Annotated in this window: 22 protein-coding genes and 7 pseudogenes; 10 read left to right on the plus strand and 19 right to left on the minus strand. The window is 47.9% G+C overall.

Going from position 1 to position 21,212, the window contains the following annotated elements; genetic code table 11:
* Positions 1-7: 7 nt before the first annotated feature.
* The 3 genes and pseudogenes from alaS to recA form a co-directional block, all read right to left on the minus strand.
* Positions 8-2,612: pseudogene (gene alaS, locus CXB77_RS01560) on the minus strand (alanine--tRNA ligase).
* 31 nt (positions 2,613-2,643) lie between these two features.
* On the minus strand, positions 2,644-2,886 hold the full coding sequence (locus CXB77_RS01565; protein WP_242445325.1) for a regulatory protein RecX: 243 nt from the start codon (positions 2,884-2,886) through the stop codon (positions 2,644-2,646).
* Positions 2,887-3,141: 255 nt separating this feature from the next.
* Positions 3,142-4,127 (minus strand): annotated as a pseudogene (recA, locus tag CXB77_RS20700) (recombinase RecA); the annotation flags it as partial.
* A gap of 411 nt (positions 4,128-4,538) precedes the next feature.
* Between recA and CXB77_RS01575 the strand changes: the two are divergent.
* Positions 4,539-5,272, plus strand: a pseudogene (locus CXB77_RS01575) (IS1 family transposase).
* 42 nt (positions 5,273-5,314) lie between these two features.
* On the opposite strand, the gene CXB77_RS20705 reads toward CXB77_RS01575, so the two are convergent.
* From CXB77_RS20705 to CXB77_RS01630, 11 genes and pseudogenes are all read right to left on the minus strand, one after another.
* Positions 5,315-5,839, minus strand: coding sequence for a DegT/DnrJ/EryC1/StrS family aminotransferase (locus CXB77_RS20705; protein WP_431520691.1), 525 nt, complete (start codon positions 5,837-5,839; stop codon positions 5,315-5,317).
* A 25-nt stretch (positions 5,840-5,864) separates the two neighbouring features.
* Positions 5,865-6,451 (minus strand): annotated as a pseudogene (locus tag CXB77_RS24285) (aminotransferase class I/II-fold pyridoxal phosphate-dependent enzyme).
* A 113-nt stretch (positions 6,452-6,564) separates the two neighbouring features.
* Positions 6,565-7,092 carry a hypothetical protein gene (locus CXB77_RS01585; RefSeq protein ID WP_146108633.1) on the minus strand — a complete coding sequence of 176 codons (528 nt, stop codon included), beginning with the start codon at positions 7,090-7,092 and terminating at the stop codon, positions 6,565-6,567.
* A gap of 100 nt (positions 7,093-7,192) precedes the next feature.
* Complete coding sequence (locus CXB77_RS01590; protein WP_146108634.1) at positions 7,193-7,705, minus strand: hypothetical protein; 513 nt, start codon at positions 7,703-7,705, stop codon at positions 7,193-7,195.
* Positions 7,689-8,087, minus strand: a complete 399-nt coding sequence (locus tag CXB77_RS01595; RefSeq protein WP_105072538.1) for a GtrA family protein — start codon at positions 8,085-8,087, stop codon at positions 7,689-7,691. Before CXB77_RS01595 ends, CXB77_RS01590 begins: the two co-directional genes overlap by 17 nt.
* A complete protein-coding gene (locus CXB77_RS01600; RefSeq protein ID WP_105072539.1) occupies positions 8,084-8,794 on the minus strand; it encodes a WbqC family protein in 711 nt (236 codons plus the stop codon). Before CXB77_RS01600 ends, CXB77_RS01595 begins: the two co-directional genes overlap by 4 nt.
* Positions 8,791-9,765: a hypothetical protein gene (locus CXB77_RS01605; RefSeq protein WP_146108635.1), complete on the minus strand. Its 975-nt coding sequence runs from the start codon at positions 9,763-9,765 to the stop codon at positions 8,791-8,793. Before CXB77_RS01605 ends, CXB77_RS01600 begins: the two co-directional genes overlap by 4 nt.
* Positions 9,762-10,418: a sialic acid O-acetyltransferase gene (locus tag CXB77_RS01610; protein WP_105072541.1), complete on the minus strand. Its 657-nt coding sequence runs from the start codon at positions 10,416-10,418 to the stop codon at positions 9,762-9,764. The genes CXB77_RS01605 and CXB77_RS01610 overlap by 4 nt, the downstream gene beginning before the upstream one ends.
* The gene (locus CXB77_RS01615; protein ID WP_172452486.1) at positions 10,415-11,377 is read right to left on the minus strand and encodes a glycosyltransferase family 2 protein; all 963 of its coding nucleotides are present in this window, start codon (positions 11,375-11,377) and stop codon (positions 10,415-10,417) included. The genes CXB77_RS01610 and CXB77_RS01615 overlap by 4 nt, the downstream gene beginning before the upstream one ends.
* 64 nt (positions 11,378-11,441) lie before the next feature.
* Positions 11,442-11,879 (minus strand): hypothetical protein, encoded by a 438-nt coding sequence (locus CXB77_RS01620; RefSeq protein ID WP_105072543.1) that lies wholly within the window; start codon positions 11,877-11,879, stop codon positions 11,442-11,444.
* A gap of 419 nt (positions 11,880-12,298) precedes the next feature.
* Positions 12,299-13,327, minus strand: a complete 1,029-nt coding sequence (locus CXB77_RS01630) for a hypothetical protein (protein WP_146108636.1) — start codon at positions 13,325-13,327, stop codon at positions 12,299-12,301.
* Between the two features lie 288 nt (positions 13,328-13,615).
* Here CXB77_RS01630 and CXB77_RS01635 point away from each other — a divergent pair, with 288 nt between their 5' ends.
* From CXB77_RS01635 to CXB77_RS01645, 3 genes and pseudogenes are all read left to right on the plus strand, one after another.
* Entirely contained in the window at positions 13,616-14,041 is a 426-nt protein-coding gene (locus tag CXB77_RS01635; RefSeq protein ID WP_431520689.1) for an NAD(P)H-dependent oxidoreductase subunit E, read from the plus strand.
* Between the two features lies 1 nt (position 14,042).
* Positions 14,043-15,647, plus strand: a pseudogene (locus CXB77_RS23425) (NADH-ubiquinone oxidoreductase-F iron-sulfur binding region domain-containing protein).
* Positions 15,648-16,001: 354 nt separating this feature from the next.
* Positions 16,002-16,424 carry a DUF29 domain-containing protein gene (locus tag CXB77_RS01645; RefSeq protein ID WP_105072546.1) on the plus strand — a complete coding sequence of 141 codons (423 nt, stop codon included), beginning with the start codon at positions 16,002-16,004 and terminating at the stop codon, positions 16,422-16,424.
* 15 nt (positions 16,425-16,439) lie between these two features.
* Here the strand turns inward: CXB77_RS01645 and CXB77_RS24290 are convergent.
* From CXB77_RS24290 to CXB77_RS20750, 5 genes and pseudogenes are all read right to left on the minus strand, one after another.
* Positions 16,440-16,986: pseudogene (locus tag CXB77_RS24290) on the minus strand (TatD family hydrolase).
* 22 nt (positions 16,987-17,008) lie between these two features.
* Positions 17,009-17,254 (minus strand): TatD family hydrolase, encoded by a 246-nt coding sequence (locus CXB77_RS22755; RefSeq protein WP_277949320.1) that lies wholly within the window; start codon positions 17,252-17,254, stop codon positions 17,009-17,011.
* 19 nt (positions 17,255-17,273) lie between these two features.
* A pseudogene (locus tag CXB77_RS01655) lies at positions 17,274-17,639 on the minus strand (PilZ domain-containing protein).
* A gap of 102 nt (positions 17,640-17,741) precedes the next feature.
* Positions 17,742-18,029, minus strand: coding sequence for a DNA polymerase III subunit delta' C-terminal domain-containing protein (locus tag CXB77_RS20745; protein WP_242445329.1), 288 nt, complete (start codon positions 18,027-18,029; stop codon positions 17,742-17,744).
* The gene (locus tag CXB77_RS20750; protein WP_242445330.1) at positions 18,010-18,654 is read right to left on the minus strand and encodes a hypothetical protein; all 645 of its coding nucleotides are present in this window, start codon (positions 18,652-18,654) and stop codon (positions 18,010-18,012) included. Before CXB77_RS20750 ends, CXB77_RS20745 begins: the two co-directional genes overlap by 20 nt.
* 251 nt (positions 18,655-18,905) lie before the next feature.
* Between CXB77_RS20750 and CXB77_RS20755 the strand changes: the two genes are divergently transcribed.
* The 6 genes from CXB77_RS20755 (at position 18,906) to CXB77_RS01675 (ending at position 21,172) form a co-directional block, all read left to right on the plus strand.
* Entirely contained in the window at positions 18,906-19,043 is a 138-nt protein-coding gene (locus CXB77_RS20755) for a hypothetical protein (RefSeq protein ID WP_242445331.1), read from the plus strand.
* Positions 19,013-19,933 (plus strand): ABC transporter transmembrane domain-containing protein, encoded by a 921-nt coding sequence (locus CXB77_RS20760; protein WP_242445332.1) that lies wholly within the window; start codon positions 19,013-19,015, stop codon positions 19,931-19,933. Before CXB77_RS20755 ends, CXB77_RS20760 begins: the two co-directional genes overlap by 31 nt.
* Complete coding sequence (locus CXB77_RS24295; RefSeq protein WP_431520690.1) at positions 19,927-20,175, plus strand: hypothetical protein; 249 nt, start codon at positions 19,927-19,929, stop codon at positions 20,173-20,175. Before CXB77_RS20760 ends, CXB77_RS24295 begins: the two co-directional genes overlap by 7 nt.
* Positions 20,115-20,735 (plus strand): ATP-binding cassette domain-containing protein, encoded by a 621-nt coding sequence (locus CXB77_RS24300; protein ID WP_431520692.1) that lies wholly within the window; start codon positions 20,115-20,117, stop codon positions 20,733-20,735. The genes CXB77_RS24295 and CXB77_RS24300 overlap by 61 nt, the downstream gene beginning before the upstream one ends.
* Positions 20,736-20,808: 73 nt before the next feature.
* The gene (locus tag CXB77_RS24305) at positions 20,809-20,937 is read left to right on the plus strand and encodes a MerR family DNA-binding transcriptional regulator (protein ID WP_105072547.1); all 129 of its coding nucleotides are present in this window, start codon (positions 20,809-20,811) and stop codon (positions 20,935-20,937) included.
* Positions 20,879-21,172, plus strand: a complete 294-nt coding sequence (locus tag CXB77_RS01675) for a recombinase family protein (protein ID WP_105072548.1) — start codon at positions 20,879-20,881, stop codon at positions 21,170-21,172. The genes CXB77_RS24305 and CXB77_RS01675 overlap by 59 nt, the downstream gene beginning before the upstream one ends.
* The last annotated feature ends 40 nt before the right edge of the window (positions 21,173-21,212 follow it).

Genomic DNA, 21,212 nt, shown 5'->3' on the forward strand with positions numbered 1-21,212 from the left:
GTCGTGATCACGCGGCGGCGGCTGATTTCTCGCGCACCCACTTTTCCACCAGCGCCAGCGCCGCCGGTAATCCAGCCGGATCAGTGCCGCCCGCCTGCGCCATATCGGGACGACCGCCGCCCTTGCCGCCAACCTGCGCTGCGACGACGCCGATCAATTCGCCCGCTTTGAAGCGATTGGTCAAATCTTTGGTCACGCCCGCAACCAAACTGACTTTGCCGTCAGCGACCGTCGCCAACACACCACCGCCGAACCGAGTTTATCTTTCACTTGATCGAGCGTGTCGCGCAGCGTTTTTGGCTCCGCGCCAGCCAGCTCCACTGCTAACACCTTGATTCCATTCACCAGCACCGCTTGACTCGCCACATCTTGCCCGCAGCGGCCGCGAGCTTCGCTTTCAGTTGCGCCAGCTCCTTTTCCAAACGCCGACTGCGCTCCAGCAATTGCTCGACGCGCTCGCCAGCATCTCGCGCCCGCCCTTGACCAATTCCGCCACGCGCAGCAGCCGCTCCTCATCCGCCGCAATCTCAGTCAGCGCAGTTGCGCCGGTCGTCGCCTCAATCCGTCGCACCCCGACGCAATGCCCGTTTCGCTGAGAATTTTTACCAGCCCGATGTCGCCAACTGCCTTGACGTGCGTGCCGCCGCACAGCTCAGTCGAAAACTCGCCCATCCGCAGCACCCGCACCTGCGCCGCATATTTCTCGCCAAACAGCGCCATCGCGCCAGTCGCCTTGGCATCGTCCAAACTCATAATCCGCGTTTCGACCAGATGATTGGCGCGAACTTCGCGGTTAATCAACTGCTCAATGGTGCGCAACTGCTCGCGGCTGATCGGCGCAAAATGTGAAAAATCAAAGCGTAAGCGCGTCGACCCACCTGCGAGCCTTTCTGCTGCACATGTTCACCGAGCACTGCGCAGCGCCGCGTGGAGCAAATGAGTTGCCGAATGATTCAGCGCGATGGCGTGACGGCGCTCGGCATCCACCCGCGCCGTACTCGGTCGCCAACCGGTCACTTGCCCAGCGGTGACGCGCCCGACGTGAATCACTGCGCCAGCGCCTTTTTTGTGCGTGTCCCGCACCTCAAACCGCGCCGCTTCCGTCGTCAGCTCGCCGCAATCGCCAACTTGCCCGCCGGATTCACCATAAAACGGCGTTAAATCAAGCACGACCAAACCGTCATCGCCGCTGTTGAGCGCGTCGCACGAGTGCCCGTCACGATACAGCGCCACCACCGTCGCCTCGTCCTGCAACCGCTCATAACCGCAGAAATCGGTTTGACCTTGAATCTGAATCTCCAGCGCCTGCCCACCGCCGAACTGACTCGCCGCCCGCGCCCGTTCTTTTTGCTGCGCCATCGCCGCCTCAAAGCCAGCCATATCCAGCGTCAAGCCGCGCTCGCGGGCGATGTCGGCAGTGAGATCGGTCGGAAAACCAAAGGTGTCGTAAAGTTTGAACACGGTCGCGCCGGGAATTTGCTGGCTCGTCAGTCCGGCAATCGCCTCGTCAAGAATCCGCATTCCGTGCTCCAGCGTTTCCGCAAAGCGTTGTTCTTCCTGCACAATCACACGCTCAATCTGCGCTTGTTCCCTGACCAGTTCGGGATACGCGCCACCCATTTCCGCCACCAGCGCCGGCACGAGCTGATGAAAAAATGGCGTGGTGCAGCCGAGCCGATGCCCGTGCCGAATCGCTCGCCGCATGATCCGCCGCAGCACATAACCGCGCCCTTCGTTGCTGGGCGTCACGCCATCCGCAATTAAAAACGCCGTCGAACGAATGTGATCAGCAATCACGCGCAGCGATTTGTCAGCGGGATCGGCGCAGTCGTCAGCGCCGCTGCCGCCGCAATCAGGCGTTGAAATAGGTCAATGTCATAATTGCTGTGGACGCCCTGCAACACTGCCGCGAGCCGCTCCAGCCCCATGCCGGTATCAACCGACGGACGCGGCAGCGGCGTCAAATGCCCTTCAGCATCGCGGTTGAACTGCATGAATACGAGATTCCAAATCTCAACGTAGCGGTCGCCATCTGCGTCCGCTGAACCGGGCGGACCGCCAGCGATCTCCGCGCCGTGATCGTAAAAAATCTCCGAGCACGGTCCGCACGGTCCGGTATCGCCCATCGACCAAAAGTTGTCTTTCGCGCCGCAGCGCGAAAACCGCGTCGGATCAATGCCGATCTCGTGGAGCCAGATATTCGCAGCGTCGTCGTCGTCCTCAAACACCGTCACCCACAATCGCGCCGGCGGCAGCGCCAGCACTCGTGTCAAATAATCCCACGCAAAACCAATGGCTTCGCGCTTGAAATAGTCGCCGAAGCTGAAATTGCCCAGCATTTCAAAAAAGGTGTGATGGCGGGCGGTGTAGCCGACGTTTTCTAAATCGTTGTGTTTGCCGCCAGCGCGGACGCAGCGTTGCGAGGTCGTGGCGCGGACGTAACTGCGGCGTTCACGCCCTAAAAACACATCTTTGAATTGCACCATGCCCGCGTTGGTAAATAGCAGCGTCGGGTCATGCGCGGGCACTAGCGAACTGGAAGCGACACGTTCGTGTTGGCGTTGGGCGAAATAGTCGAGAAAGCTGGCGCGGAGCGCGGCACTGGTGGTCATGGTCAAAACTTCTCGCAAATATCCTGTCTAATCAGCGCAGTATGCGCACAATTAAGTCTGTCGGAAAACCGCGCTGTTCGAGAAAACGAGCGCGGCGGCCATAATCGGCGCGGTCAGTCGGCGCGGTATTTCCAAATCGCCGTTGATGAGCAGCAGCAATACACTCCGCCCATTCATTTTTTACCGGTTCAAGCGCCTGTTCAATTAGCGTTCCGCTTAATCCTTTTTCGCGCAATTCGCCACGAATACGCAGCACACCAAAACCTTTTTTCATGCGCTCGGCAATGTAATGTTCAGCAAATTGCGGTTCATTGATGAAGCCCTGTGTTTCAATTGATTGAGCACTGGATTAATGGCACTTTCAATAAAACCGCGTTGAAGCAATTTGCGCAGCAATTCGCTCGCGTGTGATCGCGTTGCGCCAGCAAGCGCAGTGCACAGTTTTCAATATCAATCGGGAATCAAGCGCAGTCATTACATTAAACGTGCATGATAATTCATCTTTTGTGAGTTTTTGCTGATTCATCAGTCGCTGGGGTAATAATTTGGCGCGAATTTTAGCTTCAATCGACTGGGCAATTGCAGGATTTTCGCACAGTAATTGCGCACATTATCCTTGCCTTGACCAATACGAGTGCCGTCGTAACTATACCAAGCACCGATTTTTCGACGAAACCTTCCGCAACGCCGATGTCAATGATTCGCCTTCGCGGGAAATACCGTGTCCGTAAAATATCAAATTCAGCTTGACGGAATGGCGGCGCGACCTTGTTTTTAATGACCTTGACTTTGGTCTCACTGCCGATCACTTCATCGCCTTTTTTGATATTTCCAGTGCGCCGAATATCCAACCGTACTGACGCATAAAACTTCAGCGCATTGCCGCCAGTTGTGGTTTCAGGAGATCCAAACATGACCCAATTTTCATACGGATTTGGTTAATGAAAATCACGCAGCAATTGGAGCGATTGATATTGCCAGTTAATTTGCGCAATGCCTGCGACATTAATCGCGCATGAAGCCCCATGTGCGAATCGCCCATTTCACCTTCAATTTCCGCTTTTGGCGTTAATGCAGCGACCGAATCAACTACAACAATATCCAGCGCACCAGAACGCACTAACATATCCGTGACTTCGAGCGCCTGTTCACCAGTATCGGGCTGTGAAATCAGCAGGTCTTTCATGTTGACGCCGAGTTTTTCGGCGTAGATTGGATCAAGCGCATGCTCGGCATCGACGAATGCTGCGGTACCACCAAGTTTCTGCGCTTCAGCGATGATATGCAGCGACAACGTGGTTTTACCTGACGATTCAGGACCATAGATTTCGATGACCCGTCCTTTGGAACGCCGCCGATGCCCAGCGCCAAATCAAGACCAAGTGAACCGGTGGAAATCGCTTCGACATTTCGCACTCCGCCAGTGTCGCCCATGCGCATCACCGTGCCCTTGCCAAACTGCTTGTCAATTTGTGCAAGTGCGGCAGTCAACGCTTTTTTGCGGTTTTCGTCCATCTTGATCTCCGTTAAGCCACTGATCCCAAGAATTAAATTACAAAGTTGCTGTGTCCGGTGCGGGTCGACAAAGACCACTTTTACAACGCGGAAAGGCGGCGGATTATGGCACAGCCCAACGGATGGCGTCAGTTGTGCGCGTGGTCAGTTTGCGGCAGCGTTGGGTGCTTGCTAGTGAGTGTCAATTGAGTACTGCGCTTTTTAGATGCTATAGCGTTTGGTCGTAGCAATTGAAATATACCCTTTTCATTTGGCTTTTTCGTTAATACACTCGGTGCAATCAACTAAGTGATGTTGTGGAATTCTACCTATGATTGACTACCGCCTTCCAACAGATAAACTAAACGGTAGTGATCCTATCTATAGGATAAAATTAAAACACCGCCATGTACTTCAGTTGGAGTTATTTTTATGCCCTGTCCCGAATGCCACTCCCAATCTCTCGTCAAAAACGGTTTTAACGCTACCAATAAGCAAATGTACCGATGTAAAGACTGCGGACGACAATTTGTGTTAAGCCCGGCCTAAAGCACGATCTCTGATGAAAAGAAATCTTTGATTGATCGCTTGCTTTTAGAGCGAGTTTCTTTAGCTGCTATTACTCGAATTGTTGGCGTCTCAAAATCTTGGTTGCAACGTTATGTCAATGAAAAATACGAATCAATTCCACGTCATGTTGAAGTGAGTAAAAAGCGCGGGGACGACTCACGATTGAGTGTGATTAAATGTGGTCATTTGTACATAAACTCAAAAATAAACAATGGCTTTTGTTAGCGATTGATGCGCGTACGCGTGAAATTGTTGGTGCGTAAATTGGAGATAGAAGTGAAAAATCTGCACATGGATTATGGAACTCTTTGCCTCCTATTTATCGCCAATGCGCAGTAAGTTATACCAATTTTTGGGCAGCTTATGGAATGATATTTCCATCAAAACGCCATCGTGCTGTTGGCAAAGAAAGTGGACGAACAAATCATATTGAGCGATTGAACTGTACGTTTCGGCAGCGCATCTCTCGATTAGTGAGAAAAACCCTATCATTTTCTAAAAAACTTACCAACCATATCGGAGCAATTTGGTATTATCACTATAATGCAACGCTATCAACCAGAAAAATAGGTAGAGTTCGCAAATCTACCCTATAAATAGGATCACTACCCTCAGCTTTTAATTAAGCGTTCACGCCATCAAACAATTTCGGCTAATATGCTCGAAATGTTACGCGCAACTTCAGCTTGTGATTCTTCTAAGCCAATCCATAACGGCAACCGCACTAAACAATCCGCCAAATGTTCAGTATGAGAAAGATCGCCATGTGTTCGTCCGCAACGTTGCCCAGCAGGGGCGCTATGCAATGGCACGTAATGAAACACTGGTGAAATACCTACTGTTTTCAAGCGAGTAATAAATTGATTACGGGTTTCTAAATCTGCCAGTAATAAATAATACATGTGAGCATTATGACTACATGCGGCAGGAATAACGGGGCGACGACACATGCCTGCAATTTCCGATGCCGCAAACCAGCGGTGATAACTGTTCCATAAACCAATTCGCCGCTGCGTAATGACATCCGCTTCTTCCATTTGTGCCCACAAAAAAGCGGCAACTAATTCAGATGGCAAATAGGAAGAGCCAAGATCAACCCAAGTGTATTTATCCACTTGACCACGAAAAAATAGGGAACGATTCGTTCCCTTTTCTCGAATAATTTCGGCGCGTTCAGCAAGCTGCGGATCATTGACTAATAATGCGCCACCTTCGCCAGGAAATGATGTTTTTAGTTTCGTGAAAAGATAAACAACCTAAATGCCCTATTGAACCCAGCGCCCGACCTTTATAGCTGGCCATAACGCCTTGCGCTGCATCTTCAATCACCAGCAAATCATGGCGTTTGGCGATGTCCATAATGGTGTCCATTTCGCATCCAACTCCAGCATAATGAACTGGGACAATTGCCTTGGTTTTTTCAGTAATGGCGGCTTCAATTCGGGTTTCATCGATATTTAGCGTGTCTGGCGAATATCCACAAACACCGGTATTGCTCCACGCAGCACAAACGCATTCGCTGTAGAAACAAAGGTGTAAGACGGCATAATCACTTCATCGCCCGGCTGGATGTCAGCCAAGATCGCAGCCATTTCTAATGCTGCGGTACAGGAATGAGTGAGCAGCGCCTTACTGGTTCCCGTGCGCGTTTCTAGCCAAGCATTACATTGTTTCGTGAACTGACCATCGCCTGCCAAATGTCCATTCGCGTGAGCTTGGGCGATATACCAAAGTTCTTTACCGGTCATGTAGGGTTTATTAAATGGGATATTCATGATTAACAGTCCTATGTAAGTGGATTTAACTAATCAAAGTAAACCAGTATTTATCGTTATGGCAGTTAGTTTTTGAGAATGTTTCGCGTACAGTTAGTTACCCAGAATAGTTATCAAAATTGCCAGTAAGCTGGTGGATAATCGGTATATTGAACTAAATACCAAATTAGACCAGAAACAAAGTGTAAAAATAAGAAAATCCAAGCAATTTTACACCGTTTGGCAGTATTTATTCTTGGTATTAAACGGATAAGAAATCGAGTACTTGCAATAAAAAGAAGGAAAGCAGCAATTTGCCCAGACCAGAGCCAATTACCATCAAACATGCGTCCTCCAGATTCGGCTAATATCCAGCCATATCCTGTGCCTATTGAAAACATCAACCAAGCCAACGTAACTAATCTATCAGTCAGCAATTCACGCCCAAACATTACGAGTAGGCTTAATGGAAAAAGAATCGAAAGAACTAATTTTGGATACACAGTCCAAAGCATAGTGGAATGGGAAATTACCTTGAAAGGGGCAACAACAAATCCGCTATTACCTCCGTAAGTGGCAGCGACCATAACAACTAAAATCAGTGTAGCCGGTAAAAATATAGATAATATAAATCGGCGTAATGGGAAACGATATACAATCATCAGTATAGTTGCAGCGGGTAGGAGAACAACAACGTAACTGGGCTTTGCTATAGCACTAAAAGCTAAAAGAACAGCTCCTGAAAATATAAAAGCAAAGCTGTTATTTTGGTTTTTTTAGCCATGAGTCTAACCAAATAAAATGCAGTACGGCAATTGGTTTTACTAGTAAAATAGTCGGGTTATGATAAACACTAAGTGCTATGTAGCCGTTATACATATGTCCATCAATAAAATAAAGAGCAGGAATTGCATACACGAAGCACATAACCATAGCCAGTATCGCTACTATTGGTCGAGACACGTGTTCAACAGTTCCCAATACTAAAAATGCATATATGCTAAAACCCATAATAGCGTAGTTAGCAATCAACAATAAAAATTGAGCCAGCAACCAGTCGTCACAAAAAAATCGAAAATAAGTCAATAATAAATGATAAAAAAAGTGAGCTGGCCACATGAAATTTTCAGCAAATCTAAGGTGATCTGTGTAATCAAATCGGTCTAACATGCCATTAACAAGTGGAATAATTAAGATTACGGGTAGTCCAGCAGCTATCAAGTAACCTAAAGCATGAATGCGAATATGAACGAACAACTTATGTAATGCTGGCATGATTATCACGCTCCAAAAAAACCCAATACTTTTGCAGTAGAAATAACATCAAGGCGAGAGTAAAAATCATCGCGCCTTGCACAATCTGATGCGGAAAACCAAAATAATCTACGGCTAACCACAAAACACTTAGGTTAAGTAGATAGCCAATAGCATAGCTAATAACATAACGAACGAAAGCGCCACGCATTGCGCCTTGATGTCTAAAAGACCATGACCGATTAAAGATAAAAGTTTGCGCAACACCTACAATGTAAAGTAGGCTCATCGCTGACTTATAACCCATACCAACATTTGTTAGCAGAAGATAAAGAAAATAACCAAAAGCATTACTTGCAACACCGACTAAAGCATACCTTGAAAGTTGAACATGCCATTTCATATTGATTGAGTCTCGCTTTTACGCCATTCCCAGATGTACCAAGGTGCGTCGGAACCAACATTGAAAATAAGGTCAAGAATCGAAACTCCATGCTCAAACGGCGAAAATCGCTGTGGATATTCGGGATAACCTGAGTAATCCTTCCAAATCAATTCAATGTTTGCTTCCGCGAAACGAGAAGGATCAATATAATCTTTTGCAGCCGGACCAGAAATATATCGATCTGCTTCAGCTTTAGTAACCAATTCTAGGAGTCTTTCGAGCTTCAGACCCGAGAGGTTGTAATCTCTGGAATCTCGGAACTCTGTCTTGATATTCAGAATTTCACTTGAAATTGAGCGTATCAAGGTCTGGTTTAGAACAGAAAGGTTAGTCCACTTTTGCCCAAGATAAATATCCTCAAAAAAATCTCGATAACTGGCAAAATATGGTGATTTTCCATAATGTTGTTGAATTGTTTTCCAGTGTTTCGCTTGCCAAGAATAATCTTTTATTTGCACTTCACAAATCAAACGATTTGAATCAGTACCTACTGGAATTGTAATCCATTCTAATCCTCTTGGTGTTTTGATCTTATTTCGATTACGCCAATCATTTTTAGTAAACTGAAGATCATCATAAAAGATAAATAGATCGGCATCGCAGATAAGATCAAAGTAACCTTTCCAAGGAATGTAGTTGGACTGGAGGATAACGACATTTTTCATAAAAAAATTTGGCTACTTGCTAATGATTTAAAGCGAGACAGTAAGTCAGTTAGTTTGATTGCTTGATTTTCGCTAAAATAGCGATCATTAAATAAGTTAATCACATGGCAATGTAGCATTTTAGCAAATGGCGCATTGCCTCGTCCAAATATACCCGCCAATGAATCGTAATGCCCACTAGCAAATAATCCTTCATTATAAATAGCGTCTAGCACAGATTTTTTTTCCTGTACATGGATATTAAATCGCCATGATTGAAAAGTGCTGGGAAACTGAATATCGGAAGATAATCGATCAGAGTAAATTAAATTTATCGCTTTTTTTCTTTCCCTTATTTGAATTAGTTCTTGCTCAACCTGATTTTGATACGATATCCATGTTTCCTGTGGTTTTGTCATATCAAGCCAGTCGCTATTTATGTAAGAAAAATTCTGTTGTGTCCTTAAAGCTTGTTTATATTGAAAAGTTAAATCATCGAGATTAGCAGCGTTAAAGGCTGATGAAGTACAAGTGTAGGGTATGTCATCACTGATTACGCCAAACCCTCCAAAACCAATATCAGCATACTTCGCATATCCTGTACTAAACAACGCGACATCGACATGCGGTGTCAGTATCCTGTCAAATGACGGTGGACACAAACAACGGTCATCTACAATCATTGCCTGCGGAGATAAATTTTTAATAACTGAAAAAATATCTGTTGCATCAAAAATTGCTCCATAAGTTCTTACATACACGATCCCAGCGGGTTTGTTGTAAGGCTGTGACCAACGTTCAACTAATGCTTTGTGATCCATGCAAAGAGTGTTTGGCGCAATATCGACAAACTCGAATGATCGCTGTGCTTTGTGAAAAACCATTGGGACAATAGGACAAATATTAGCTGGCAACAAGAATGGTCCTTTTAAAGTATGTACATTGAGGAGATTAAATAAGATGGTTGATGCCCTGCGTTCGAATACGATCATCCTTTCTGTCTCGCTGGCAAACCGTAAACGACTGAACCATTATCGACGGATTGCAGGACACCAGCTCCCATCCCGATAAAAGTATAGTTACCTATGAAGATATCCTCTCGAATAGTCGCGCTAAGACCGATAAATGATCCCGTTCCTATTTGAACACGAGCGCCAACACATGCGTTTGCTGCCACGAAAGAACCATCTTGAAAAACTGTTTCGTGTTCAATCACAACATGGGAATTGATGATGTTGTAGTTTCCTAGTGAAACATTATGTTGTAAGCATGAGTGAGATAGAATCACATTTCCATAACCTAGTTTAACATTAGGTGAAACATAGGCGGAAGGATGAATGAAATTTGCAAAACGAATAACAGGAATTTTAAGTGCTCGAAGAAGAGTTAATCTCTCCATCATTACATCTGGTCGATAAAGAGAGAAAATAAATTTAACATCTGTATCGTGGTATTTAGTCCATGCCTCTTTAACACCGCATAGTACTGAAAATCCAGCTATTTCACGATTTAGCGGTGATTCATCAATAGCAAAACCAACTACAGACATTGGATATCCGAAACGAAGTCGAGCATCTTCGATTTGCTCGGCTATATTTATAGCAGTTCCTTTCCCACCAAAGATTATGACACGTTGCTGATTCATTGATCGTGGTCACTCCAAGTACGATAACCAACCATAAATAACGGTTTCTTCGATGATTTGAAGTTCATCCGTCCTAGATATTCGCCAAAGATACCTAAAACTAATAGCTGTACCCCACCGAACAGCAAAATTCCTGCCATGATAGATGCGTAACCAGATACGTTAATGCCACCGATAAAAAATCGCCCGATAATGATAGTGAACCAAATCATGCCAATAGCAAAAGCTATAATACCTATCCATGTCGCCATTTTTAGTGGAAGGTCAGAAAAAGTAACGAAAATATTTATAGTATGAGTGATGAGCTTTCTGAAAGTGTAATTACTAACGCCATAGGTACGTGTTCCATGCGGAACCTCGACGGTGGTATAGCTATTAGTAAGCCAAGATAAATATCCGTCTACAAAAGGAAAAGGAGAATCAAACTGAGGAAGTGTGCGGGCAACATCACCACGAATCATACGAAAACTTGTATAAGCATGATTCAAAGACGGAATAGCTTTACTAAACAACCAGCGAGCAGTGTGAGATGTGATATTGCGCCAAGATTTATGAGTACGTTCAGGATAAACTCCATAAACTAAATCATACCCTTCCAACGCCTTTTTGTATAAATTTGGCAGATATTCTGGCACTTGTTCTAAATCATCATCTAAGGTTGCAATCCACTTACCCCTAGAATGAGCAAAACCGCAAATTGTGGCAGCATGTTGACCAAAATTTCGATTGAGTTGTATGCCACGCACCCGACGATCTTCTTTAGCCAGTTCTTCGATGATATTCCAAGAATTATCACCACCGCAATCTTCCACTAAAATTAACTCAAAATGCGGATCAATCGTTTCCAATACCGCAGTAATTCGACGATGTAATTCGCGCAGCGTATCTTGTGAACGATACACAGGAACCACGACCGAGATAGTCGGGTTTGATGGTCGCTGAATGTCTTGATCGTTCACAATGACACCTGTACTATCCAAGTTGTTCAACATTAAATTCAGTTTTGATCCGTGTTCTATGATTTTAGCGGTACGTTAAAATAACGTTTTGTGATGCTCCGCGCAATTGAATAAACGGGTTAGGATCATCACCAATAAATACCGGATCAATTGTGCCTTCCGTAACTTGCATTCCAGGAAGATAATGATATTTGAGTGTGATGGAGTCGCCTAAAACAGCTTTGAAAACCAGTCGATTTGCATCTCTTGCAACAAGTTCTCCCGCCCCTGCTAAAAAGAAACTGTGCAGACGCTGTACCTGATAAAACTTCAGTTGCTTCCATTCGTTAATACAAACGACGCCGTTTAATTGGTCAAAATAACGCTTGCTTTTTTCCGAGTGGGCAATGATCCAGCCGATATTGTAGCGATCAAAATACTCGTGCATTTTTTCTGGTGAAATCTCTGCGATTGGCTTCGTAAATGCCTTTCCATCCCAGAAAGAAGCAAAGCCAGTTTGCACATATGGTCCGCCAACAAACTCACGTTGGCTTTTTAATGCAAGTATTCCAGCAATATGACCGCCATCATGGATTCTTCCGAGCGAGGTTTCAAATAGACTCGTGCTGAATTATCGGTGTTAGTATTCAAAAAACTCAGAATATGATCTGCATATTCTCCTTGATGACGCGCCTGCGGTGGATGTTGACCATAATGTCCAATGTTAGCAGATGAAACCTCGCGTCCCATTTCAACGACACTGATTGTAAGTCCAATCGCAAGCAGACCAGCACTTGCACGAGAGATTGCTCGTCGCCATGTTTTCTCGTGTTGTAATGCGTTGCAAAAAATTTCCGCAATGCTTACTGCGCGGGCAAGGCAAGAAATAAATAGGCAACTGTAGTAAATCGATTCGGCTGGGTAAGTTTCCCTAATACGTCGTTATCGCCTGCCGTATAAGCATATAGGAGCCAGAACACGCCAACGCCAGAATAGGTTAAAAGTAACCGCCGTTGGCTGCTGAAATAGGCTAAAAAGAATCCTAATAACAGCCAGCGCAATTGGCGTATTGATTCTTGCTCCGTTGGCTTTATCCCAAATACCAAGAAGAGATTTAATCACTAAATCGCCGCCAGTCGCCCGTTGATAAAGATCAAAAGTCTCTTGTATTTCCAGTGGATTCATAAAGTAGTATAACCAACCAACATTCAACAGGATGCCAATAGCTGCTACCGCTAATAACGCGGTTAACCCAAACTGCCAATGAACAGCTTGCCTATTTAAGGCAAGATAAAAAATTAAAAAAACAGTTATTGGCAGTGGGAACAAAGGATGACTAAAAAAGAGAAATGCGGCAACTAATCCTAATGCCACTGTAGCAATTAATGTTTTGGTAAACGCTTGCGTCAGTAACCGCACCACTAATGCTGTAAACGGAAGCGATGCAAAAGCAATAAAAATAAATGAGACCATGCCAGCGGTGTGAAACCAGCGAAATATACCCGTCCACCACAATAGCAAACCTAGCGCCGCGCTGATTGCGATTGCATTGCGCTCAAAGCGTAAAATAATTAAAGTGAGTGGTAAACAAATGCTGGCAATAAGAGAAACGGCAAAGGTATACAGTTTCCAAATGTCTGCTGCTGTCAGACTGCTTGGTAGAATATTCGCTAAAAATGCTGGCAATCTGTCGCTATGGTTAAGCGCAAAGCCGGTGGCTCTACCCGCAGCAAAAAAAGGATCATATCCAACCGAACCGACTGCTGCTCCCATTGCAACATTGTATTCGTGAAAAGGGTTGTCAATGTATAATAAACTTGCCGAACCAAATAGTTCAGATAGTGGAAAGGTTTGGGCAACCAGAAAAAATTGTAATGCAAAAGTTAGACCAAGAATCACTCCAATTACAATGACGTTTGGAGTAAACTTAACGGAGTAAAATAGCCTTAAATAGTTGGCTTTTTGTGACATGATTACCTGCCTTGATTAACGATAAAATCGAGCTGTAGTCGTCAGAATATCGATTCTTTAGGCAGTCAGGATACTGCCACTAGCTCACTGCTAACGCAACGCTTTTTTATAATTGCTAGAGATAAGCGTATACAACTGATAGTGCGGTGAACTTCGTAGGATACCGAAAAAGAAAATTCTTCATCAAATAATTTAAAATCAATTGCCCACAGGAATTGCCATGCAACAGCCACAACCCAAACCACCATTACCCGACGACGATAAACGCTGGAAACTCGTTAACGCACGATGCGCCGACATGGTTACGCCGATCACGCGCTCATTGAAACGCTGCACAGCGTACAAAATGCCTTTGGTTTTCTGGACGAAATTGCACTGCGTTTCGTTGCTGCATCGCTCGATTTGCCCCTAAGCAAGGTTTTTGGCGTGGCAACCTTCTATCACATCTTCATGCTCAAACCGAAAGGTCGCCACACCTGCGTGATTTGCACCGGGACTGCGTGTTATATCAAGGGCGCAGGCGCATTGCTCGACGGCATTCACGCCCGCTACGACATCAATTCCGGTGACACCACTGCCGATGATCGGTTATCACTGCTGACTGCCCGCTGCGTGGGCGCCTGTGGACTCGCGCCAGCAGTAGTGCTCAACGGCGACGTGCTGGGTAAGCAAAACGCCGCGACTCTCGTTAACTCCTTGGAGGCATTGGACTGACATGCACCCAGAAGACCTCGCTGAAAAAGCGGCGCAATTTCGCGCCGAAGAAGCTGCCATCAAACGCGAAGTGCGCGTGTGCGTCGCAGCCAGTTGCCAATCCTCCGGTGCGCTGCCGGTATTTGAGGCACTGACACAAGCCTGCGGTGACGGCGGCGGTACCTGCCGCATTAAAGGCGTCGGCTGCATGGGCTTGTGTTCCGCCGGACCGTTGGTCGCAGTCGCAGATAAAAATTGTGATCTCGCAGATTCAGTGCTTTACCGCGATGTCACGCCCGAAGATGCGTCCGACATTTTGCACAGCGTCTGCGGTGCGCCAGTGGAACGGCTGCGCTGCTCGACTGAGCAACCATTTTTCGCCCGCCAGCAACGCATCGTGTTGGAAAATTGCGGCATCATCGACCCCGATAGTTTCAAAAGTTACGTTGCTGCTGGCGGTTATGCCGCACTGGTCAAGGCGCTGAGTGAAATGACTTCTGCCGAAGTGTTGCGTGAAGTGACCACCAGCGGACTGCGCGGACGCGGCGGCGGTGGTTATCCAACTGGGCTGAAATGGTCAACCGTCGCCAAAACGCCCGGCGCAGAAATATGTGATTTGCAACGCCGACGAAGGCGATCCGGGCGCATTTATGGATCGTGCCGTGCTCGAATCTGATCCGCATCGCGTGTTGGAAGGAATGATGATTGCCGGGTACGCCATTGGCGCCAGCAAAGGTTATGTCTATGTTCGTGCTGAATATCCGCTGGCTGTCGAACGACTGCAAACTGCCATGCGCACGCCAAAGGCGCAGGTTTTCTCGGTCATCGCGTCGCCGATACGCAATTTAATTTTGAAGTGGAAATTCGCCTCGGCGCTGGCGCGTTTGTCTGCGGCGAGGAAACGGCGCTCATGGCGTCGATTGAAGGCTTGCGCGGTCAACCGCGTCCGCGTCCACCGTACCCAGCCGAATCTGGGCTGTGGGGCTGCCCGACGCTGATTAACAACGTCGAAACCTTCGCCAATATCGCGCCGATTATTCGCAATGGCGGCGAGTGGTTTGCGGGCATCGGCACGGAAAAATCGAAAGGAACCAAGGTGTTTGCGCTGGCTGGCAAGATTCAGAACACCGGACTGATTGAAGTGCCGATGGGAACCAGTCTGCGCGACATCATTGAAATCATCGGCGGCGGCATTCCCGACGGGCGCACCTTCAAAGCCGTACAAACCGGCGGTCCTTCTGGCGGCTGCATTCCAGACGCGCATCTCGACATCGCAGTCGATTATGACAGCCTGAAAACACTGGGCACGATGATGGGATCGGGCGGCATGATCGTGATGGATGACACTTCGTGTATGGTCGATGTCGCCCGTTATTTCATGGAATTCTGCATGACCGAATCGTGCGGCAAATGTATTCCATGTCGCGCTGGAACCCAGCAAATGCACGGGCTATTAGAAAAAATCACCAAAGGACAGGGCACAACTGCCGATTTGGCCTTATTGGAAGAATTATGCGAAGTGGTGCAAGCCACCAGTTTATGCGGGCTGGGGCAAACTGCGCCCAATCCAGTATTAAGTACGCTGCGTTATTTCCGCGAAGGAATACGCAGCAAAGTTGGTGAGTGAATGAAGTGAGTGAAGAGGATAGGCAGATGATTGTTCAATTAAAAACTGCAATTTGCATTCTGATTTAACTGTGGGTCAAAACTACTCGGTCATTGGTATTGAATGCGATGACTATCGCGTTTTAAAGCGATTTAGGTAAACCTTATCTGTATTCAGCCGCGATCTTCACCGTCATTGATGCAACTGAATCACCCGATTGGCGCAGCGAAATCGGTGCTGATGGTGAACGTTATGCCTATCCACCATTGTTGAATGCACCGGGGTTTTTTGAGGATTTCTTTGACGATCTTCCATCAGCAGTGACAACGTTTTGGCAAGTTGTCAATCAACGGCTAGCGCAGGCAGCATAACGCGATGAATCACGATCAAGATTTCTATCAATGGTCAATGAACTGCGCCGAGCAATTGCGAACGGGTCATCTCGCTGGTTTGGATTTGATCCGTATTGCCGAGGAAATTGAAGATATGGGACGCAGTGAAAAACATGCGCTAGCAAGTCATCTTCGCGTATTGATATTGCATTTATTAAAATGGCGTTATCAACCGGCATTACGCAGCGTGAGTTGGCGGTTATCCATTACAAATGCGCGGGATGACATTGCGGAATTGCTTGAAGATAATCCTAGTCTCAATCACCAGCTACCAGAAATAGTCATACGCCGCTATTCGGCAGCGCGGCAAGGCGCAATACTCGAAACCGGTTTACCGGCTGCAACTTTTCCAACTGATTGCCCGTTTACCATTGCGCAATTGCTGGATTCTGAATACTGGCTTTAATTGCGATTTGCGCATTCACTGACAACTCAGAAGATAAAAACTCTGCTCAAAGTTAGCGAATGGAACATTAAATAACCGTTGATAATTTCCCGCACAACGGCGGCAAATGCTGGCAACGTCATTCCCATGAATATCCGCCAGCACTGCCGCAATCAACGGAAATAAATGCGGTGAATTGGGTTTGCCACGATGCGGCGCTGGCGCTAAATACGGCGCGTCGGTTTCGATTAAAATGCGTTCTAATGGAACACGCCGCGCTACTTCGCGCAATGCGTCCGCAGTTTTTGAATGTCACCACGCCCGAAACGAAATATAAAATCCTAATTCTAATCCGCGCTCGGCAATCTTCCCAACTATCGGTAAAGCAATGAATTACACCGCCAATCTCGTTGGCGCGTTCCTCAGTTAAAACACGAATAATGTCAGCTCCCGCATCGCGGTTGTGAATAATCAGCGGTTTGCCGCAAGCTCGCGCTGCGGCAATATGAATGCGAACGTTCATGCTGCAAGTTAAATCGCCGCTGCTGCGATAATAATCTAATCCCGTTTCGCCAATTGCCACGCAACGCGCCTCGGTCGCTAATTCAACCAATTGGTGCAACTGTTACTTGAAACGCCGGCTCATGATTGGGATGAACGCCAACGGAAACTGCGATTTGTGGAAATGGATCAATCAATTGGCGCATTGCTGAATAATGCTCAAGATCAATTGCGACGCAGAGCATTTGCGTTACTTCTGCCGCAGTGCATTGTGCAATAAAACGGGCAAAATCGCCGTCATACGGTGTGAGATCAATGCGGTCTAAATGGCAGTGAGAATCTATTAACATGGCAGTTCAAAAACTCAAATTACATGGTGTGCGTGGGGCGATCAGAACCGGCTGATCCTGCGAGATAGGCTTCAATTTTGCGCCGAGCGCCGCCCTTATCTTGTTCACTGAATTGGACTCCAACGCCAATAGAACGATTGCCTTCTGCGCCCGGTGGCGTGATCCAAATGACTTTACCAGCACCGGCAATCGGTCGGTTTCATCCATCAATTGCAGCAGCAAAAAGATTTCAATCGCCGAGCTGATAGGATTTGGTGGTCGGAATAAATAAACCCCGTTTTTAATGTAGGGCATAAACGATAAATACAGTGCGCTTTTATCTTTGATGGCAAAGCTCAAAATACGCTGTTTGACCGCTTAATGAACCGGAATTTGGCATATTCATTCTTTAAGATTTCCTGTGCACTGTTTAATTTGTGCCCATTCAATTGCTAATGATTCTAAAATAAGCAGCGATTGATATTGGCATTAAGCTGAGTTCCCGCCTCTAAAATCCGCCGCAATAAACGATGTCCCGCACGGGTGAAATGCGCCCAGCCAGCGCGGCAAAATCGCCCTGATGATCGGGATTATTCAATCGCGGCGGCTGCTGCGCGACCATCAGCCGCAGCAGATCGCACAGCCAACCGGCGAGCCAATCCAGCATTTGCGCTGCGCCCTGCGTGTTCCAAATCGCTGCTTCAGCAACCGGATCGCGGGTTTTGGCGGCAATGGCGAGAAATCCCGTCAGTCGCAAGCGCCGTTGTTCAAGCAGTTCATCGTTGAATTCGGTCAATGCTCGCAGCGGTGCGCCGTGCGCCAGCCGCAACCGCAAGGTTTGATCGCGTTGCGTGGTGTGACTGCGCAGCCACGCGGCGCGACGGTTTCGGCGGGAATCGGCACTTTGAGGTGCTGGCAGCGACTGCGAATCGTCGCCGGCAATTGCCCGATTGCTCGCCAATCAAGCATAAAATCGTGCGCCCAGCAGGTTCTTCCAGTGTTTTCAGTAGCGCATTGGCCGCCGCAGTGTTGAGACGATCTGCGGGATCAATCAACACGATTTTGCGCGGTGCGCGACTTGGCGTGAGCGATTCGTGCTCAGTGAAAGCGCGAATGGTGTCAATCGTAATGAGATTGGATTTGGCTTCGGGATCAGGACCGAGACGAGTGAGATCGGGATGTGTGCCCGCAGCGAGCAGATGACAGTCGGCGCAAGTCCCGCAGGGTACGCCGTCATGGTCACAGTGCGGACACAGCAGTGAATGCGCTAACTGCTCGGCAAGCAAGCGTTTTCCGACACCTTGCGGACCGCTAATGAGCAGTCCATGCGCCAGCCGATCTGCGGCGCGAGCGGTTTGTAAACCTGTCCAAATTTCGGTTAACCAAGGTAAAGCAGCAACAGAAAGTGCGGGTGTGGTCATGCGCTGGTCCAGAATTGATTCATTTCGATGTTTAGTTGCAGTTGGAAGCTCAGTATTGGTTCACAATGATAAATCTGCATTGCGCTCCCGGACTGGTTCCGTATTCTGCTTAGGGCTGCGCGGTTAAAAAAGTTGTCAGTTATCAGTAAGAAACTGTCATTACCGACGATTGAGAATTAAATCAATAGTTTGCGTTTCAACTGCGCAGTTCCTACTGTTTTTTATCACCATCGGTATTGGAATCTCTGCGCATGTCCGCGATCACTTGGCTTAAATCACAACGCCCACTTGCCGGTCGCGCCCTCGCGCACACCATTTGGCTCAACACATTCAACGGGTTGCTGGCCATCGCGCAAGCATGGTGTTTGGCGTCATTCTCAACGCGGTGATGTTTGAAGGCGCAGACCTCGTCGCAGTACAACGCTGGCTGCTGAGTTTATTGGGATTGCTGGCAGTACGCGCAGTCATTGTGTGGTTGGGTGAACGCGCTGCCTTTACTGCGGCAGCCAAAGTGCGAATTCATTTGCGCGATCAAGTGTATCGGCATTTGCAAACGCTCGGTCCAGCGTATCTCGCCACCGAACGCAGCGGCGCGTTGGTGGAAACACTCACCAAAGGCATCGATGATCTGGAAGGTTATTACGCCCGTTTTTTGCCGACGATGACCTTGACGATGATTTTGCCGCTGGCGCTATTAACCGTCGTGCTGCCGATGGATTGGCTGGCGGGCGCAGTGCTGCTGATTACTGCGCCGATGATTCCGCTGTTTATGATTTTGATTGGCTCCGGCGCAGAAGTGCGCAATCAGCGCCAGTGGAAGCAGTTGGCGCGAATGAGTGCGCATTTTCTCGATGTCATTCAAGGCTTAACCACGCTCAAACTGTTTGGCGCCAGCCGCCGCGAAGTCGCAGTTATCGCCAAAATTTCCGATGACTACCGGATCAGCACGATGCAGGTGCTGCGGATCGCGTTTTTATCGTCGGCAGTGCTCGAATTTTTCGCCACTGTCGGCATCGCTATCATCGCCGTGTTTATCGGTTTTCGTTTATACGACATGGCGTTACCGGTGCCGCCGTGGTTCAAAGTGCCACATCAACTTTTTGCACGGGTTATTTGTGCTGATGCTGGCGCCGGAGTTTTACGCGCCGCTGCGCAATCTCGGCACGCAATATCACGCACGAATGGCAGCTACGGCAGCAGCGGAACAACTGATTCGCGTGTTAGAGACCAAATCCCCCAACCACCCTGCGCCAACAAATCCCCCAACCCCCTTTGCTAAAGGGGGCTCTTCAACTCCCCCTTTGCAAAAGATGCTCTTTTGTCTCCCCCTTTGAAAAAGGGGGGCTGGGGGGGATTTCTTCACTCGCCGTGCGTTTCGAGGCAGTGCATTTCAGTTATGAAGCCGGACGCGATGCGCTGCGCGGGCTGAATTTGGAATTCCCGCTGGGCAACGGATCGCGCTGGTCGGCACTAGCGGCGCAGGCAAAACCACGATTATCAATCTGCTGCTGGGCTTTTTGACGCCGACGCCGGGCGCATTGTGGTTAACGATCAGGACCTTGCAGAAATTAATCTCGCGATTGGCGGCAACATCTGGCGTGGGTTCCGCAGCAACCGCGCTTATTTCAAGGCAGCATCGCCGACACATTCGGCTCGGTGCGCAGCTGCGTCATTTGATGCAGTGCGCGAAGCAGCGCGGCGGGCGCGGATTGATGCGTTTATTGACGGTTTGCCAGATGGTTATGACAGTGTGGTTGGTGAGCGCGGCGCGGTTTGTCTGGCGGACAGATTCAACGGATTGCGCTGGCGCGGGCATTTGTGCGCGATGCGCCGCTGGTGATTCTCGACGAAGCGACCGCCAATTTGATCCCGAAAGTGAACGGCTGGTGCAGGAAAGTATCGACGAGCTGGCGCAGGGACGGACGTTGTTGGTGATTGCGCATCGGCTGGCAACGGTGCGCCGAGCAGATCAAATTTTGGTGTTAGATCAAGGACAAAATTGTAGAACAAGGCACTCATGTCAGCCTCGCTGCTGCGGCGGACGTTATGCCCGTATGATTGCCGCAGATCGGGGACATTGAGGTTACAACATAGTAAACGATATGCTATGTTTTTATTGAGTAATGTTAATGATTGCTTATGGCATGAAAACCCATGTACATTCCAAGTAGAGAAGCTGCTAAACGACTTGGCTGCCATCCCTGTACGCTCAGAAAATGGGCAGATGCTGGCAAAATTCCCCACATTCGCACCAGCAGCGGACAGCGCCGCTACGAATGTTGATGCTTATCTCCGCATCCAACCCCAGCGCGTAGTCATTAGCTATTGCCGCGTTTCTTCATTCAAACAGCGCGATGATCTCGACCGCCAAGTTCAATTCATACGCAATCAATATCCACAAGCAGAGATCATTAAGGATATTGGTAGTGGACTCAATTTCAAACGCAAAGGACTTAAAGTTATTTTGGAACGCGCAATGCGCGGCGATTGCATTCAACTTGTGGTTGCCCCACCGTGACCGACTGGCAAGATTTGGCTGCGAACTCATTCAACAGGTT

This window comes from Chromatium okenii, from assembly GCF_002958735.1.
GTDB lineage: Bacteria > Pseudomonadota > Gammaproteobacteria > Chromatiales > Chromatiaceae > Chromatium > Chromatium okenii_A.

What these genes read in the sequence shown, in the direction of transcription:
- CXB77_RS01585 (WP_146108633.1), bottom strand. Translation starts at nt 7,092, where the DNA reads ATGATTGTATATCGTTTCCCATTACGCCGATTTATATTATCTATATTT.
- CXB77_RS01595 (WP_105072538.1), bottom strand. Translation starts at nt 8,087, where the DNA reads ATGAAATGGCATGTTCAACTTTCAAGGTATGCTTTAGTCGGTGTTGCA.
- CXB77_RS20760 (WP_242445332.1), top strand. Translation starts at nt 19,013, where the DNA reads ATGGTGTTTGGCGTCATTCTCAACGCGGTGATGTTTGAAGGCGCAGAC.
- CXB77_RS01610 (WP_105072541.1), bottom strand. Translation starts at nt 10,418, where the DNA reads ATGAATCAGCAACGTGTCATAATCTTTGGTGGGAAAGGAACTGCTATA.
- CXB77_RS22755 (WP_277949320.1), bottom strand. Translation starts at nt 17,254, where the DNA reads ATGTTAATAGATTCTCACTGCCATTTAGACCGCATTGATCTCACACCG.
- CXB77_RS01630 (WP_146108636.1), bottom strand. Translation starts at nt 13,327, where the DNA reads ATGTCACAAAAAGCCAACTATTTAAGGCTATTTTACTCCGTTAAGTTT.
- CXB77_RS20755 (WP_242445331.1), top strand. Translation starts at nt 18,906, where the DNA reads ATGTCCGCGATCACTTGGCTTAAATCACAACGCCCACTTGCCGGTCGC.
- CXB77_RS24305 (WP_105072547.1), top strand. Translation starts at nt 20,809, where the DNA reads ATGTACATTCCAAGTAGAGAAGCTGCTAAACGACTTGGCTGCCATCCC.
- CXB77_RS01605 (WP_146108635.1), bottom strand. Translation starts at nt 9,765, where the DNA reads ATGATCGTATTCGAACGCAGGGCATCAACCATCTTATTTAATCTCCTC.
- CXB77_RS01565 (WP_242445325.1), bottom strand. Translation starts at nt 2,886, where the DNA reads ATGAAAAAAGGTTTTGGTGTGCTGCGTATTCGTGGCGAATTGCGCGAA.
- CXB77_RS20750 (WP_242445330.1), bottom strand. Translation starts at nt 18,654, where the DNA reads ATGACCACACCCGCACTTTCTGTTGCTGCTTTACCTTGGTTAACCGAA.
- CXB77_RS01635 (WP_431520689.1), top strand. Translation starts at nt 13,616, where the DNA reads ATGCGCCGACATGGTTACGCCGATCACGCGCTCATTGAAACGCTGCAC.
- CXB77_RS01645 (WP_105072546.1), top strand. Translation starts at nt 16,002, where the DNA reads ATGAATCACGATCAAGATTTCTATCAATGGTCAATGAACTGCGCCGAG.
- CXB77_RS01675 (WP_105072548.1), top strand. Translation starts at nt 20,879, where the DNA reads ATGCTGGCAAAATTCCCCACATTCGCACCAGCAGCGGACAGCGCCGCT.
- CXB77_RS01600 (WP_105072539.1), bottom strand. Translation starts at nt 8,794, where the DNA reads ATGAAAAATGTCGTTATCCTCCAGTCCAACTACATTCCTTGGAAAGGT.
- CXB77_RS01590 (WP_146108634.1), bottom strand. Translation starts at nt 7,705, where the DNA reads ATGCCAGCATTACATAAGTTGTTCGTTCATATTCGCATTCATGCTTTA.